Genomic DNA, 16,302 nt, shown 5'->3' on the forward strand with positions numbered 1-16,302 from the left:
AAAGGGCTAATTGTCAGGTTATAAGTCCGGAATAGAGTTGCGAAACGGAGGCGCTCTATCCCAACTGGCGCAGCCAGGCCTCGGCCGCTGGCACTTCTTCAAAGAGTCGGTAGGTGAGGGCGGCCGCTTGGGCTTCGTGCATCATCTGGCTAACCGACAGGCGGGCAAATACATCGTGAGGCAAGAGTACGGCTCCGTAAAGCGGCTGCTTGTCGTCGCCTTGATGGGCAAGCCAATAATCCACAATCCAGGCGCTTTCTTCCGGCGTGAACGGAGCCATCAGGCGCTGATCGCCTAGCAGCTTGCGCCACCCCCGCAGCCCCAGCAAGCGGCCGGTATGAGTCAGAAACGCCTTAAGATGATCAAATTGGCGCGGCCCTGGTTGGTACTGTACCCAAGCAATGCCATCGGGGTGTTCCAGAATGCGGCCCACCGGGTTTTCAAAATACAGACGCAACGGTTGAGTAAGGGTCAGGGGCATAGGCAAATGCAAATCAGGGTAGGAAAACCGGCTTCACGGCTGGTTGGCCCCGACGTTTACAAATACTATTCCAAAGCGGCTACCGTTGAGCTAGCCCATATTTCTTGCTATATAAGTGTAAATCATTGGTAATCAACCGCTAGCCCAGATAGTAATAAAAAAACCTGGTCTAATAAGACCAGGTTTTTGCAGTTCGTCGGAAACGCGGCAGGGCGCGGTAAAAATAGATTTTCAGGAAGCGAACGGCCCGCTGGCCGTCTTCGGCCGTGAGGTGCCAGACATACGGTATGTACATGTCAGGAAATGTAAAAGTGGAAGTAAGGCGCGGACACACGTTTCCTGGCGGGAAAATTTATGCCCGTGCGTAAAAAAAGACTAGTACTAGCAAGCTGCTGTACTAGTTAAAATACTGTGAATGACCGGCTTGCAAAAAGCCTTTTACCAAAGTTTAGTGTCCAGAATGCCGGGCGGCAACGGAGCGCGCTCGCTCAGGCCCAGAATGCACCAACCGTGCTCAAGGCCGGAATGGCCGCCGTGCACTACCGTGCTGACCCATCGAAGCAAGGTGCGGCCGCTGTCCTGCTCGTATTCGCGCAGAATCAAAGCATCACCAACTTGGTAGTCGCGGTCATTGTACCGGACGTCGAAGGGCCGGGTGCCGGCCTCTAGGGCCGCGTATTCAGTGGCCCCAATCTCTAGCTCGTGAGTGCGGTAGGGGGTAGGGCCGGTATGTAAATTGAAATGTGAAGTATGGCGTATCATTGTGAGTTTCATTGGAGTGGAAGTTGGGTTTTCCATGTGCCCGAAAGTCTTTCAAGGACTCAAAGACTTGGCTTCGAGTAAGCTTTCGTGGGCAGTTCGAGCGGGCTTTGGCTCGAAGCAGAAATGGAAATACAGTATAACTAATTGACTATCAATTGGTTATACTGAAATCTCCCGAAAAAGGTTTGGGTTTCTGCTATTTCCCAGGCTGTGTAAGCCGAATGACTTGCTCCACGCGTCGAAGCAAGCGGTGCCGGGACGCGGGCTTGCAGAGAATTGTAACTTCTGCCTCGCTATGGCGAGAATCCCGTGATGCGTCTCTCAGAGTAGCTTTTGCTGAAAATGCTGAGAGAGCATGGCACACCAAATACAAGCACAAAGGTACAGGCGCCAGAGGGGCCTGACTACGCCTGAGTTATCCAGTTATGGTGCTGTATTGACTTTATAAAGTTGCTGTAAACCGGCAGGATGTAATGCAGTATTAGTTTGAGGATATTCTCTGCGGAAAGGGCACAAAAAAGGCGCCCCACCCAGAGCGCCTCTTTATAATCCGGAACCGAAGAAATTCCCACCCAACTTCGGCCCGAACCAACCGTTGCTGCAAATACTTGGACCGAAGTCCGCAGGATTTGGCAGTGGTTAGCCTATTTCGGTCACTTTTCGCTTCGGCTTGCAGGCCAAAAAGAATAGTGCCGTAAAGTCTTTGTGTCTGTGCCTCATTAACAGTGAGTTACAAACCAACTATAACAAAAATACGGGCCCGGCGAAGGAACTACTACGCCTGTATTTGCCTTTTTCAATGCTATATTGACTTAAACTGCCCGATTTGCTTCTTTTTGGGCGTTAGTCCAGCACCGACATGAAACTACAATTTGAGCCCATCCAGCCTTTGGCAGGCAGTTCGTTTACGCTCCAGCACAATACCGACGTCGAAAGCATCCATGTTCTCTGGCATTATCACCCCGAATACGAGCTGGTGTACATCCCGTCGGGGCGGGGGCGGCGGCACATTGGACAGCACAACGCCCAGTATGAGAACGGAGAGCTGGTTTTTATCGGACCGAACCTGCCGCACCTGAGCTTTAGCTACGGCCGCCAAAACCCCTACGAGCAGATTGTGCTCCAGTTGCGGGCCGACTTATTGGAAGATGCGTTCGGAAAATTTCCTGAGTTAGCGGCCATCAAGCAGCTGTTTGCGCGGGCCCACCAAGGCCTATCCTTCGGTGCCAAAACCCGCGCCGCGATTGGCAGCGCCTTGCAGGAAATGCTGGCGCAACCGGCTTTCCCGCGATTGCTTTCCCTGTTGCAGTTGTTTCAGCAACTGGCTGAAGCACAGGATGCTGAAGTTCTGCACGCCGACAACGGCGGCCTGATGCTGCACGGCAAAGAGAAAGAACGCCTGAGCAAAATCTACCGCTACATCCAGCAGCACTTCAGCCAACCCATCGAGGTAAGTGACTTGGCTTCGCTGGCCAACCTGTCGGTGCCGGCTTTTTGCCGTTACTTCAAAAAGATGTCGGGGCAAACGCTGACGGAATTTTTGCAGGAATACCGCGTCAGCCAAGCGTGTGTGCTGCTGCTTGAAGATTTGCCCATTACGGAAGTTAGCTACGCCAGCGGCTTCAACAACCTGTCGCATTTCAACAAAACCTTCCGCCGGCTGATGGGAGTGAGCCCATCGGCGTACCGCAAGCAGAAAATGGAGGAGTTGGAGTAGGAAGTCGCAAATTGATGTAGATGATAATTTTTTGATTATTAACGACTTATATGTAAGTCACTATTCCTTAGGTCGAGGATTTTTGCTCCATTTACCCGTGGCTAGCTAGTACACAGGGCATACCTTATAATAAAGTTGTGTGCGTCCGGCAACTTTTGCGTTCGGCGCCGCTACCTTAAGGTCGATGGAGGAACTACACTGGCTCAGACGACGCTATAGCCTGCTGCGGTGGAAGCGCCGCGTGGTGATTCTGATGATAATCAACCTGTTGGGAATTGGCTACTTGCTCCTGGAGTGGTGGTTCTCGATGGGGCATCACTGAGTGCTTGCTGCAAGAAGCAAAAACCGGAGAAAGTACGCGCCGCGGTTGCTGATTGGCTGATTATAAGTAAGTTGCTGCACTGCATCTCTTCGCCTCAACCCGCCCTGTATGCCAACCCGTACCCTGCCGGCGCAGCCCGGAACGTTCCCCAAAGCGGTGCCGTTCATCGTGGGCAATGAGGTTGCGGAGCGGTTCAGTTATTACGGCATGCGCGCCATCCTGCCCACCTTTCTGGTAGCGCAGTTTTACAATCCCGCCCACAGCCCCGGCCTCGACGCGCTGGCAGAGGCGCGGGCCAATGACCTAGTGCACTCCTTTGTGGCGTTGGGCTACGCGATGCCAGTGCTCGGAGCCCTGCTGGCCGACTGGGTGCTCGGCAAGTACCGGGTTATTCTGTACGTGTCGTTGCTCTACTGCGTGGGGCATGTGTTGCTGGCCGCGTATGCCACTGATTTACAGGGGTTTCGCGTGGGGCTTCTGGTGGTGGCTGTGAGCATGGGAGGCATCAAATCCAGCGTCACGGCCAACCTGGGCGATCAGTTTAACCGCAGCAACGCGCACTTACTCCCGAAGGCTTACGGCTGGTTTCAGCTGGCCATCGACGTAGGAGCGGCCGTTTCCACAGCTTTTGTACCCATACTGTATGCCCGCTTTGGGGCCGCAGTGGCGTTCGGAGTGCCGGGCATTCTGATGGCGGTGGCCGCGCTTACTTTTTGGCTCGGACGGCATCGCTACGTGCGGGTGCCGCCCACGGGCTTTGTGCGGGGTATCCAACTGACGTTTGGCCACGCTGAAGGCCGGGCGGCGCTAGTCCGTGTCGGACTGATTTTCGCGTTTATTCCGGTGGTGTGGGCCCTTTACGACCAAAGCGTATCGGAGTGGGTGTTGCAGGCGGCTCACCTCAACCGCCAACTGTGGCCCGGCTTCACGCCTTTGCCCGAACAGCTTCAGATTCTGGGCATTGTGTTTGGCATCGGGCTCAATCCGCTGCTGACCTACCGCGTGTACCCCGGCCTGGCCCGGCTCGGCATCCGCATGACGCCGTTGCGCCGCATTGGGGCGGGCATGGTGATCGTGGCCGTAGCGCTAGCCGTGGTTGCCGGCATCCAGCATAGCCTCGATACGGGCGGCAGTCCGTCGGTGTGGTGGCAGGTGCTGGCCTACTTTATAGTAGCCGGCGGCACCCTGATGGTAGCCGTTACGGGCTTGGAATATGCTTATACCCAAGCGTCTGAGTCCATGAAAAGCCTCATGACGGCCCTGTGGCTACTGACCATTGCGGCCGGCAATTTCTTTTTGGCCCTGATGAACAACAGCATTGTCAGCGGCGGCTTTTTCGCCCGGTTTCAGGGCGCCAACTATTATTGGTTTTTCGTGGGGCTGATGGCCGTCAACGTTACGCTGTTTGCCGTGGTGGCGTACTTCATAAAAGAAAAAACGTATCTCGCCGCTGAAGAAGACGCCATTGCGTAAAGCAGTTAGTATGATGAGATAGTGTTTTACTGTTTATGTAAATTACCATAAGTAATTGTTAATCAATTATTTATGATTTGATTGAATTTGCTCTCTTCTTTGAAAACTATGATTGGTCTTAATACGCGCTGCTTTTATCTGTTCGCTGCATTGCTACTGCTACTTGGCCCCGCTCGGGCGCAGGAACCGTCCGCCAAACGTGTAGATCGCGCCAAGCACCACGAGTTTTTCATCAACAACTTCAAGACCGAAAGCGGCGTGACGCTGCCACGCGCCCGCGTCGTGTACGGCACCTACGGCCACCTCAATGCCAAGCACGACAACGTCGTGCTGCTGCCCTCGCACTACATGGCCGATCATCACGGCTACGAGTGGCTCATCGGGCCAGGCAAAGCCCTGGATACTACACAGTTGTATCTGGTGGCTACGGAGTTGTTTGGCAATGGCCATTCGTCGTCGCCCAGCAATACACCCGCCCCATTTCACGGCCCGCGCTTCCCGGTAATGACCATCCGCGACAACGTCGAAGCCGTACACCAACTCCTTGCTAAAGATTTGAAGGTAAATCACTTGCGAGCGATTATCGGGTTTTCGATGGGAGCGCAGCAGGCTTTTCAGTGGGCGGTAAGCTACCCCACGTTTGCCGATCGCATTGTGGCGACTTCGGGTACGGCCAAAACCTACCCACACGGCGTGGTGCGCCTCGAAGGCCAAATTGCGGCCCTCACTGCCGATGCAGCTTTCAACAACGGCGACTACACCAGTCCGCCCACCAAAGGCCTGGAGGCCTTTGCAACGGTCTGGACGGGCTGGCTGTTTTCGCAGGAATGGTGGCGGCGTGAGCTTTGGCGGGCCGATTCGCCGCCCGGCACCACGTTCGAGCAGGTGCTCAACGGCTACCGCACCAATTTCATCCCCGGCGCCGATGCCAACGATCTGATCCTGCAAATGCGCACTTGGGAGCGCCACGACGTAGGCGCTACGGCTGGTTTTGGGGGCGATGTAGAAAAGGCGCTGCGATCCATCAAAGTACCGTTGCTCTACATGCCTTCCGAAACCGATCTCTACTTTCCCCTCACCGATGCGCGCTACGAGGCAGCCTTTATTCCCGGCGTTACGCTGGCGCCAATTCCGTCCCTGTGGGGGCATACGGCCGGCGCCGCTCCTAACCCCACGGACGGCAAGTTTCTGAACGAAACGATTGGTAAGTTTTTGGCTGGAAAGCGCTAAGCGGCAATGCGTTGCTAGACAATTGGTTATAGCGCGTGGTCGGTTTTCACGTCCTGCCCCGACCAGATTTGGCGGGCCGTCCAGTCGCGGGCGGGGCTGGTCCAGAAGGCATCGGTGGGGGGAAGGCCCAAGGGCAAAAAGGCGGTGGTGCAGAGATACAGGCTGCCAGTGGAGATGTAGCCTTCGCCAATGCCGGGTTGGTGCCCACACAGCCCGATTTGAAGCCAGCCTTTGGCGTCAAAAGTGCCGCGCGGTTCCAGCGTGCGCCGGATAACGGCCGTCAGGGCATTCCGTACCTGGCCAGTTGGCAGTTCGGCCGGAAGTTGCTGTTGCAGCGCCATTTGGGCCAAGTGCTGAAACGCTCCGCACCGATACGCCAGTGACCGGCCAAACGCCGCAAACGAGCCATCGGGAGCAATAAGGCGCTCTTGTACCACTGCGTAGCGCCGCGCGCGGGCCCGCAACGTTTCTAGCAACTCTTTGCGCTCCTTGTCCGCATTCACCAGAGTACCAACTACATCCAGCAGCATGGGCTGGATGACGTAGCTGTTGTAATAGTCCCAGTGATAGTCGGGACCGTCGCCGTAGGTGCCATCGCCTTTGTACCAGATCTGGTGCTGCTTAATGGCATAATCCATGCGCATCAGGTCGCCCGCGCCGGTGAATTTCAGCAAGGCAGCTTCGATGATGGCGCTGAACAGCAGCCAGTTGCTGTACACGGGCTTGATCACGCGGCTGCTTTGCAACGCCTGCACGAGTTGCGTCTGCGTGGCAGCGGGCAGTTGCTGCCAAAGCTGCGTGGGGGCTCGCAACAGGGCATGGGCCAGAAAAGCCGCATCTACTACCGGCTGCCCGCCTTCAGTAAAGTTCAGAAAGTCAGGTGATTGTGGATTTACGGCGTGCGCTATTGCCTGACGAGCCAACTCAGCATAGCGCTTTTGCTGCGCCGCTTCCGCCGCTGCCGCGCCTGTCATTTCCAACCACGGCGCTAGCCCGGAAAGCGTACGCCCCAAAGCTTCGAGATGCGACACCTTGCGGCGGCCTTCTTCCTGACCCGGTGCGGCTTCAATGGGCATCGTGGCCTTGAGTTGTCCTTGGGCGCCTGCCTTCAAAACGGGTTCTACAACGCGTAGCAACGTGCTCAGCCAGTATGCGCGGTCGTCGGTTTTGGCCGGGGCTGGCGTAGCAGTATCCGCCCAAACGGGTACGGGCAGGGCGAGCGCCGAAAGGCCGGTAGCCGCCTGGGCAACAAAGGAACGTCGTTTCATGCGAGCAATCGGCAGGAGCGGGCGTAGCGTAAGCTACTTAAGCTTAATGACTTCCGAGCCGGCCAGCAGGAAAGCGCCCGTGCCGTACACTTCCCAGCTGTCGGCCGAAAAGTCGCGACGTGGGTCGGCACCGATGGGCTGCACCCAGCCCACGCGCCCTTCCGGCGACACTACTTTGTTGAGCGCTACCCAAGCTTTTTGCACCGCGGGCAAGAACTGCTGCTTGTCGAGAATGCCCTGATTGATTCCCCACGCCATGGCGTAGCAGTCGAAGCCCGAACCGGAGGTTTCGCCGCCGGGGTAAGCCGCCGGGTCGAGCAGGCTGGAGCGCCACAAGCCGTCGGGTTGCTGAAGCTGCACGAGGCGCGTGCTCATTTCCTTAAACAAGCTCGTGTAAAAACCGCGGCTCGGATGATTTTGGGGTAACTCCTGCAGAATTTGCACCAAGCCGCCCATCACCCACCCATTGCCCCGTGACCAGAATACGCGCTGCCCGTTGCTTTCCTTTTTGCCCTCGCCCGACTCGCTCAAGAGGTAGCTTGCATCGCGCGCAAACAGGTGCTCTTGGTGGTTGAACAGGCGGCGATAAGTTTGTTGATACAGCGTATCGTTGAGGGTCAGGTATTCCGGCTTGTTCTCCATTACCGCCACCTTCACCAACACCGGCGGACCCATAAACAGGGCGTCGCACCACCACCAGGCAATGCCGTGGTCGCGTACTTCCGGCCCTGGCTCCGTCCGAAATTTCTCCAGTACCGCCAGCGTAGGCTCAATCATACGCCGGTCTTTTTTCAGGCGGTACAGGTTGAGGTAGGTCTGGCAGATGGCGATGTCGTCGGCGTGGTCGTAGCGGCGGTCGGGCTGCCACTTGGTACGCTCACCCATGGCCATCATCGAGTCCAGCAGCAGCTTAGATTTCGTGGTTTGATACGCCGCAAATACGCCCGAATAAAAGGCCCCGTTTGTCCAGTCGGTTACTTTGTGTTTGGGGTGCGCCAACTGCCACTGCGCCGTTTTCAGCATCTGTTTCTTGATGAATTTGGGCTTGAACACCGCTTGGTCGGCGGAGGCCACGGACTGCGCCTGGCTTGTGTGACCGAGGCCTAAAGTCAGAAGTAAGCCGCTGAGTAACAGGCGGGGAAAGCGTAAGAAGTGGTTGGCGGTCATATGCGGAAGGGTGGGAAGGAGGGATGAAAGGTAGGAGAAGCAATAGTACTGGGTTCGCCCGAAAAAACAGGGGGTGATTTTAACGCTTTACAGGGGCTATACTCGTCCCTGGCCGCGCTGCCTGTGGGGAATCAGTCTTTGCATACGATGCGTCATGCGTTTTATGAAGTAGTATAAGTTCTTGATTGTTAGTCACTTATATTATGATTGGGCGGAAGCTGATTCCCGGCTCTGACGATGTTGCTTGGCATATTCGGAAGGGGAGAGGGAATAGATTTTCTGGAACGTTTTGCGGAAGTACTTGGCGTCTTCGATGCCTACCTGAAATGCCACTTCCGACACGCGCATTGTGGTTTGGGCCAAGAGCTGGGCGGCCCGTTTCATGCGGACGTCGCGGATAAACTCGACCGCCGTCTGTCCCGTGATGCTCTTGATGCGCCGGTAAAAAACCGACTGACTCATGCCCACTTCCCGCACCAGTACCTGTACGCTGAACTCGGGGTCGTCGAGGTGCTGCTCGACCACGCCCATCGCGTTTTCCAGAAACTGCTTGTCAGCGTCGGCAATGACGACTTCGGTCGGTTCCAGCAGGATTTGGCGCTGGTAGTACTCCCTCAGCTTCAAGCGGTTGCGCAATAATGTAGTCGCTTTGGCTTGCAGAATGGCGGGGTTAAAAGGCTTGCTGACGTAGTCGTCGGCACCCATGCCGAGGCCCTCCAGCTCGTGAAGGGCGGCCGTGCGGGCTGTGAGCAGCAGCACCGGAATATGGGCGGTTTTGGGATGCTTTTTCAGCTTCTGACATAGTTCCAAACCGTCGCTGCGGGGCATCATCACGTCGCTGATGATGAGGTCCGGAGCTTGGGAAAGGGCTTTTTCCCAGCCTTCCAAGCCGTCGGCGGTCAGAATCACTTCGTAGTCGGCCTCGAAAAGCTGTTGCAGGTACTGGCGCACTTCGTCGTTGTCTTCCACCACCAGCAGGCGCGGCAGCGCCGGCAAGGCCAGCGGCTCGTTCGACCAGCCCAGGGCCGCATCGTCCATGGGCAGCGTTACTTCCGGCGGCTCGGCAGCCCGCGTGGCGTCGTCTTCCTGAATGTCGCCGGGTTGCAGATGGGCCTGCCCAAACGGCAGCCGCAGCCGGAACGCCGAGCCCACGCCCACCCGGCTTTCCACGCTGATGGTGCCTCCGTGGCGCTCGGCAAACTGCTTCACCAACGACAGGCCAATGCCCGTGCCGGTCATCCGCAACGTATCGGTGTGCGACGCTTGGTAGTAGGGATCGAAGATATGGGCCAGCTCATCGGCCTTGATGCCAGTGCCTTCGTCTATAACGCTGACTTCCAAATAGTTGCCCGTAAGTATGCCGTCCTGAAAAACGGCTTCGCCGCCTGGGCTGCCCACTACTGTGGCCGACAGACTAATGCCGCGACCTTCGGGCGTATACTTAAAAGCGTTGGACAGCAAGTTGGTCAGCACGATTTCCAGCTTGCTCCGGTCGAAGTAGAGCGGCACGGGCTCGGACGGCAAATCCAGAGTGTAGTCGATGCCGCGCTCCTCAGCTTTGAGCTTGAATACTAAGTAGATATCGGACAGGAACTGCACCACGTCGCCGTAGCTGGCCCGCAGCGGCACGTTGCCCGACTCGACCTTGCGGAAGTCCAGCAGCTGGTTGACGAGGTCGAAGAGCTTGCGCGTTTGCTTGTGCATGAGCACAATCTTGTCGCGCAGGCCCTGCACGGAGCCGTTGGTGCTGATGATTTCCTCCATTGGCCCCAAAATCAGGGTGAGGGGCGTGCGCAGCTCGTGCGAGACGTTGGTAAAAAAGCCCAGTTTCAGCTCGGTCAGCTCCTTTTCCTTTTCGGCCTGAAAATGCTCCAGTACCACCCGGTTTTTCAGCTCTTGCTGGGCCATCTCGAAGCGCCGGTACAGCGCCACGGCGCCCAAAGCAGCCAGCGCATACAGCCCGTACGCCCACCACGTTTTCCACCAAGGCGCCAACACGCTGAACTGCATGGTGGCGTAGCGCTGCGACCAGATGCCTTCGCCGTTGTTGGCTTTTATCTGCAAGGTGTAGTGGCCCGCCGGCAAGTTGGCGAAGCTGGCCGTGCGCTGCCCCGGCGCAGGGTAAACCCAGTCTTTGTTGTAGCCGAGCAACCGGTAGGCGTAGCGGTTTTTCTGGGGGTTGGTGTAATTGAGGGCGACGAACTCCACGGCAAAGTCGTTTTCGCTGGCCTTGATGGTCAGGGTTTGGGGCTGCGCAAAAGCCTTTTCCAGCAACACGCGGCCGTGCAGGGTGTCGCCCACTGCCACCGGCTTGTTGCTCACCCGCAGGCCGGTGATCTGCACCACGGGCGGAATCGGATTGGCCTGAATCTCTGGGGGTTGGAAATAATTGATGCCGTTGATGCCGCCAAAAAACAGCGTGCCGTCTTGCGCGCGGGTGGCCGCCCCGATCTTGAACGCATTGCTTTGCAGGCCGTCGGCCACGTCGTAGCGCAGGTAGCGGCGCGTCGAGGGAGTGAAGCGGTAGAGGCCGGTACCGCCAATCCAGAGGTTGCCGGCGTCGTCGGCCAGGATGCTTTCTACGTCGCTCTCCGGCAGCTGCTGCCGGTATTGGCGAATGGTTTCGTGCCCGTCGGCAGCGGTAACAAGCTGGTGCAGCCCGCCCCCAATGGTCCCGATCCAAAGTGAACCCTGCTCATCCAGTAACAGAGGCCATATATAATTGACCTTTAAGCTATTAGCTTTGCCGGGAGCGTACTGATACTGCGCCAACAAATGCAGCGAATCGGGGGTGACGCGCAGCTTCAGCAGACCGGCATCGCGGGTACTGGCCCACAGCACGTCGCGCTTGTCGTCGTAGAGCAGGAAGGTAAACTGGTTGCTGGGCAGCGCGCTTTTGCCCTGCCGGTACGCGCCCAGGTATTGCCCCGTGGGGCTGAAACGATGCAGGCCGTCGGAAAAGGTGGCGGCCCACACCGTGCCGTACCGGTCTTGTGCGAGCCGCTCGATGCTCGACGCGCTTAAATCCGTGCCGTCGGGTAGGTGGGAGTAGGTAGTTAGCTGCTCGCGGCCATCCTGGCGGGTGAGCGTCACGAGGCCGTTGCCGCGCGTCCCAAACCAAAGCGTGCCGTTGGATGACTGAAAAACCGCGGATACATCGACGCCGCGCGGGGCGCTTTCAAGCTGGTTGAGGTAGTTATGAAACGTGTGGCGGGCGAGGTCGTAGCTGGATACGCCGTTTCGCGTGCCGAACCAAAGCGTGTTGCGCGCTTCTTCCTTATAAATAGCGTTGACGTAGTTGTTGGACAGGGCAAGGCGTTGGCCGGTAAGTGGCTGCCGGATGCGGCCGAAGGGCTTCTGGTGCAGATCGACTTTGTTGAGGCCGCCAGCGGACGCACACAGCCAGATGATCCGGTTGCGGTCCTCAAAAATCTGGTGGATGCGTTCGGAATTGATGCTGAACGGTTCGCCGTCCTGGGGCAGAAACAACGTCGGCGGCACGTTTTGCAGGGGCGGCGTCAGGCCCGTAATTGCCCCGGCCCGCCATACGTAGAGGCCGTAAATGGTGCCCACCCACAGCTGCCCACCCGAGTCTAGGAAAACGGACTGCAACGTCGGGAATACTTGGGGCAGGGCGTGGCTGTTTAGCTCGCGCATGGTACGCCGATTGGCCGCCGATACCCAGAACAACTGGCGCTCGGTGCCAATCCAGAGGTCGCCGCGGCGGTCGAGATGCAAGGCATGTATGCCGTTGGTAATCAATGGTTTGTCCTGAAATGCCAAGCCGGCTTCCGTGGAGCGGATTACCTGCAATCCTCCATCAAGGGTGCCAATCCACACTTTGCCCTCCGCATCGGCCACGATGCCCGTGATGCGGGAGAGCGGCGCCCGTCCATTGGCGGCCGGCGGAAATTGCTGCATGTTCCGGAGCTTGCCCTGGCGCGTAAACGTGAGCACAAACAAGCCTTCCAGCTGCGTGCCCACCCACAAGCGGCCCTGCGCATCGGATGTGATGGCGGTAACATCGGACTGCGCCAATAGCTGCGCCGGTGCGCGGTAAGCAGTAGGCACCTGCCGCTCGTCGAAGCTCAGGAAGGTATCGTGGTCGGCGTCGTAGAGGCTCAGGCCGGCCCGCTCGGTGCCCACCCACAGCCGGCCCCCGGCCCCAACATATACCACTTTGATGCGGTTGGCCGAAACCCCGTTGCGCGGATTGACGGGCAGCGAATATTGTTTCAGCCCGTAGCCGTCGTAGCGGTCGAGGCCGCGGTTGGTCCCGATCCAGATGAAGCCGGCCGGGTCCTGTGCCACAGCCATGCCGTCGCTGTGCGAAAGGCCCTGATCGACGGTCAGGTGCTCAAACCGAAACTCGCTGGGTGCAATGCTCTGGGCCTGGCCAACCCCAGCTCCGCAGAGCAGCACCAGCGGCAGAAGAATCCATTTGACAAGGAGTTGAACCGGCACGAATCGGGAAGTTGCGTTTGCGAAAAGCGGCAAAAAAGACGGGGATCTGCCGCTGAAAGGTAGCACTGCAAGCCAGCTGACCTGCGTCGGATACGAAAATAACACTCTGAGAACCATTCCGAACAGGGCCGTAGCAGCGCCGCGCCGCGCAAAGGCGGGGTAACTGATTTGCCCCCTCTTTTTGGCTAAAAAGGCCCCGGCCAATGGGGTGCTTGCGCGTGTACTTTTAGGGACTTGAAAAACCGGGAAGCTGCCACGGCCATTCACCAGATGATCGGGCGCTTGCCCCTGATCCGGATGCCTCGCACTCGGCTGCTCTGGTTTGTTGCTCTGCCCCGCCACTACGCCCTGTTGCTGCCTCCCATTCGGTTCGCAAACTTCCTCTTCATGCCTACTCTTTCTTCCGCGACTCTTGCGCTGGCCTTGCTGCTGGCCCCGGCGCTGGTGGTTGCCCAGCCTTCGTCGTCGGCCCCGGCCAAGACAAAGAACACGTCCTTCAAACCCGGCGAGCTGTGGTACGACACCGACGGCAACCTTATCAATGCACACGGGGGTGGGGTGCTGCTGGTTGGCAGAACCTACTATTGGTACGGCGAGAAACGGGCGCAGCACCAAGAGGAAGGTGTGACGGTGTATTCCTCCAAAGACCTCTACAACTGGAAGTACGAAGGCGTCGCCCTCACGCCGTCCGCCGATCCGCAGAACGACATCGCGGCGGGCTGCCTGATGGAGCGCCCCAAGGTCATTTACAACGCCAAGACTAAGCAGTACGTGATGTGGTTTCACCTCGAGCTGAAGGGGCAAGGCTACAAAGCGGCCCGCGCCGGGGTGGCCGTCAGCGACAAGCCGACCGGGCCGTTTCGGTACGTGAGCAGCTTCCGGCCCAACGGCCACATGTCGCGCGACATGGGCTTGTTTGTCGACGACGATGGCGCCGCTTACCACATGTATTCGTCCCGCGAAAACTACGACCTGCGCCTGGCCCGCCTTTCCGACGATTACCTGACCGTCACCGCGCAGGATACCATGCTGTTCAGCAACCACCGCGAGGCCCCGGCGTTGTTCAAAACGGGTGGCAAATACTACCTCATCACCAGCGGCTGCACCGGCTGGGACCCCAACGAGGCCTCGGTGCACGTCGCGACTTCCCTTTTGGGACCTTGGCAACCGCTCGGCGACCCCATGACGGGGCCTAATGCCAAGCTTACGTTTGGCGGCCAATCGACCTACGTGCTGCCGGTTGCGGGCCGCAAGGATGCCTTCATCTTTATGGCCGACCGCTGGAACCCGAAAGACCTGAAAGACAGCCGCTACCTGTGGCTGCCCGTGCAGTTCAAAAACAACCAGCCCAGCATCAAGTGGCTGGACGCATGGGATTTAACCTTTTTTAACAAGCAATTGTAAGTACCTATGGTTAAGGCGTTTATAAAAGCAGCGTTGTTGAGTGCCCTGGCCTTTTCAACCCCGGCCCACGCCCAGGCACCGAAGCACACGTTCGCGCTAGGCGACGAGTCTTTCCTGCTTGATGGCGAGCCGTTTCAAATGATATCCGGCGAGTTGCATTACCCGCGCGTGCCCCGCGAAGCTTGGCGCGCACGCATCCGGATGGCCAAAGCCATGGGCCTGAATACGATCGGTACCTACGTGTTCTGGAATGTGCACGAGCCCCAGCCCGGCAAGTACGACTTTGCGGGCAACAACGACATCGCCGCTTTTGTAAAAATTGCCCAAGAAGAGGGCATGTGGGTGGTGCTGCGGCCCAGCCCCTACGTATGCGCCGAGTGGGAATTTGGCGGTTATCCGTACTGGTTGCAGAAGGATAAAAGCTTGGTGGTCAGAAGCAAAGACCCCAAGTACTTGGCTGCCTATGGCCGCTACCTCAAGGAAGTAGCCAAGCAGTTGGCGCCGCTGCAAGTTAACCACGGCGGGCCGGTGCTCATGGTGCAGGTGGAGAACGAATACGGCTTCTACTCCAACGACAAAGACTATCTCGCCCTCAATCGCAAGATGTTTCAGGAGGCGGGCTTCGATGGCTTGCTCTACACCTGCGACCCCGCCGATAAAGTAAAGGACGGCTACTTGCCGGGCCTGATGCCGGCCGTAAATGGCTTGGATAAGCCCAAGGAAATCAAGAAGTTGGTCCGGACTTACCACGACGGGAAAGGGCCATTTTATATCGCTGAGTGGTACCCGGCTTGGTTCGACTGGTGGGGCGCGCCGCACCACACCGTACCCGCGGCCCGGTATGCGCCGCGCCTCGATTCGGTGCTGACGGCGGGCATTTCCATCAATATGTACATGTTTCATGGGGGCACGACACGCGGCTTCATGAACGGGGCCAACTACAAAGGCGACTCCACCCACTTCGAGCCCCAAACCAGCAGCTACGACTACGATGCACCGTTGGACGAAGCTGGCAATGCCACGCCTAAGTTTATGGCTTTCAGACAAGTGATTGAAAAGCATCTGCCGGCCGGTGTAAAACTGCCCGCAGTGCCCGCTGCCAAGCCGACCATGCGCGTGCCGGCCATCAGCATGAGCGCGGCCACCAGTCTGCTGACCAATCTGCCCAAGCCCGTGGTGAGCACCAAGCCGCAGACTTTTGAGGATTTGAACCAAGCCTACGGCTTCGTGCTCTACCGCACCCAAGTGCCCGGCGGGCGTAAGGGAGTGCTCAAAATTAAGGAGTTGCGTGATTACGGCTTGGTGTTCGTAAATGGGCAGCGCGTTGCTACCCTGGACCGCCGACTGGGGCAGGACCAAGCAGAAATCACGCTTCCGAAAGGCACTGTAACGCTCGACATTCTGGTGGAGAACTTGGGCCGTCTCAACTTCGGGCCCTATCTCAACCAAAACCGCAAGGGCATCACAGAGCAGGTAAGTTTTGCCGGGGCTGAAATCATCAACTGGCAGCATTTCAAATTGCCTTTCGATGACATTGCTTCGGTGGCTAAATCCATGAGCAACAAGGCATTGTCAGCAAGCAATGCGCCGGTGCTGCGGCGCGGCAGCTTCACGCTCACCCAGCCCGCCGATACGTATTTCGACATGAGCCAGTGGGGCAAAGGCAGCGTGTGGGTTAATGGCCATAACCTGGGCCGCTACTGGGAAGTCGGTCCGCAGCAGACACTGTACGTGCCGGCCGAGTGGCTTCGGAAAGGAACGAATGAAGTAGTAGTGCTGGAACTTCTTAAACCTCAGCAAGATAAGCTCACCGGCGTGGACAACCCCATTCTGGACGTGGTGAAAGCCGACGGTGAAGCCCGCAAAGCCAATTAATTGTAAATCAATACCATAGCCATGCCATCGGGCACTGGCTTGCAACATCGCAACGTGCGGTACCAACCGGAGCATTCGACCTTGCGGCACTCATTAGGGGATGTGAGTCTGTCGCGGTTACAGTGAGAAATGCTTTGCT

At 57.8% G+C, this 16,302-nt stretch carries 12 protein-coding genes; 6 read left to right on the top strand and 6 right to left on the bottom strand.

The window, feature by feature from the left end; genetic code table 11:
• Window positions 1-55: 55 nt before the first annotated feature.
• The 3 genes from H9I52_RS05015 to H9I52_RS05020 all read right to left on the bottom strand — a co-directional run bounded on the left by H9I52_RS05015 (window position 56) and on the right by H9I52_RS05020 (window position 1,255).
• Complete coding sequence (locus H9I52_RS05015) at window positions 56-481, bottom strand: hypothetical protein (protein ID WP_187452930.1); 426 nt, start codon at window positions 479-481, stop codon at window positions 56-58.
• A gap of 169 nt (window positions 482-650) precedes the next feature.
• Window positions 651-776, bottom strand: a complete 126-nt coding sequence (locus H9I52_RS22965) for a hypothetical protein (RefSeq protein WP_262385942.1) — start codon at window positions 774-776, stop codon at window positions 651-653.
• A 143-nt stretch (window positions 777-919) separates the two neighbouring features.
• A complete protein-coding gene (locus tag H9I52_RS05020; RefSeq protein ID WP_165699265.1) occupies window positions 920-1,255 on the bottom strand; it encodes a DUF3850 domain-containing protein in 336 nt (111 codons plus the stop codon).
• An 847-nt stretch (window positions 1,256-2,102) separates the two neighbouring features.
• Between H9I52_RS05020 and H9I52_RS05025 the strand changes: the two genes are divergently transcribed.
• The 4 genes from H9I52_RS05025 to H9I52_RS05040 all read left to right on the top strand — a co-directional run bounded on the left by H9I52_RS05025 (window position 2,103) and on the right by H9I52_RS05040 (window position 5,985).
• The gene (locus tag H9I52_RS05025) at window positions 2,103-2,960 is read left to right on the top strand and encodes an AraC family transcriptional regulator (RefSeq protein WP_187452931.1); all 858 of its coding nucleotides are present in this window, start codon (window positions 2,103-2,105) and stop codon (window positions 2,958-2,960) included.
• A gap of 184 nt (window positions 2,961-3,144) precedes the next feature.
• Window positions 3,145-3,282 carry a hypothetical protein gene (locus tag H9I52_RS05030; RefSeq protein WP_187452932.1) on the top strand — a complete coding sequence of 46 codons (138 nt, stop codon included), beginning with the start codon at window positions 3,145-3,147 and terminating at the stop codon, window positions 3,280-3,282.
• A 108-nt stretch (window positions 3,283-3,390) separates the two neighbouring features.
• A complete protein-coding gene (locus tag H9I52_RS05035; protein ID WP_187452933.1) occupies window positions 3,391-4,755 on the top strand; it encodes a POT family MFS transporter in 1,365 nt (454 codons plus the stop codon).
• 108 nt (window positions 4,756-4,863) lie between these two features.
• Window positions 4,864-5,985: an alpha/beta fold hydrolase gene (locus H9I52_RS05040; protein WP_187452934.1), complete on the top strand. Its 1,122-nt coding sequence runs from the start codon at window positions 4,864-4,866 to the stop codon at window positions 5,983-5,985.
• Between the two features lie 26 nt (window positions 5,986-6,011).
• Here the strand turns inward: H9I52_RS05040 and H9I52_RS05045 are convergent, their stop codons facing one another.
• From H9I52_RS05045 to H9I52_RS05055, 3 genes are all read right to left on the bottom strand, one after another.
• Entirely contained in the window at window positions 6,012-7,253 is a 1,242-nt protein-coding gene (locus H9I52_RS05045) for a DUF2264 domain-containing protein (RefSeq protein WP_187452935.1), read from the bottom strand.
• Window positions 7,254-7,286: 33 nt separating this feature from the next.
• On the bottom strand, window positions 7,287-8,420 hold the full coding sequence (locus H9I52_RS05050; RefSeq protein ID WP_222940403.1) for a glycoside hydrolase family 105 protein: 1,134 nt from the start codon (window positions 8,418-8,420) through the stop codon (window positions 7,287-7,289).
• Between the two features lie 201 nt (window positions 8,421-8,621).
• Window positions 8,622-12,884 carry a two-component regulator propeller domain-containing protein gene (locus H9I52_RS05055; protein ID WP_187452936.1) on the bottom strand — a complete coding sequence of 1,421 codons (4,263 nt, stop codon included), beginning with the start codon at window positions 12,882-12,884 and terminating at the stop codon, window positions 8,622-8,624.
• 234 nt (window positions 12,885-13,118) lie between these two features.
• On the opposite strand from H9I52_RS05055, the gene H9I52_RS05060 reads away from it, so the two are divergent.
• Entirely contained in the window at window positions 13,119-14,288 is a 1,170-nt protein-coding gene (locus H9I52_RS05060) for a glycoside hydrolase family 43 protein (RefSeq protein WP_262385943.1), read from the top strand.
• Between the two features lie 6 nt (window positions 14,289-14,294).
• On the top strand, window positions 14,295-16,163 hold the full coding sequence (locus H9I52_RS05065) for a glycoside hydrolase family 35 protein (protein ID WP_187452937.1): 1,869 nt from the start codon (window positions 14,295-14,297) through the stop codon (window positions 16,161-16,163).
• The last annotated feature ends 139 nt before the right edge of the window (window positions 16,164-16,302 follow it).

Origin of the sequence: Hymenobacter sp. BT491 (genome assembly GCF_014349165.1) — a bacterium.
GTDB classification, from domain to species: domain Bacteria; phylum Bacteroidota; class Bacteroidia; order Cytophagales; family Hymenobacteraceae; genus Hymenobacter; species Hymenobacter jejuensis.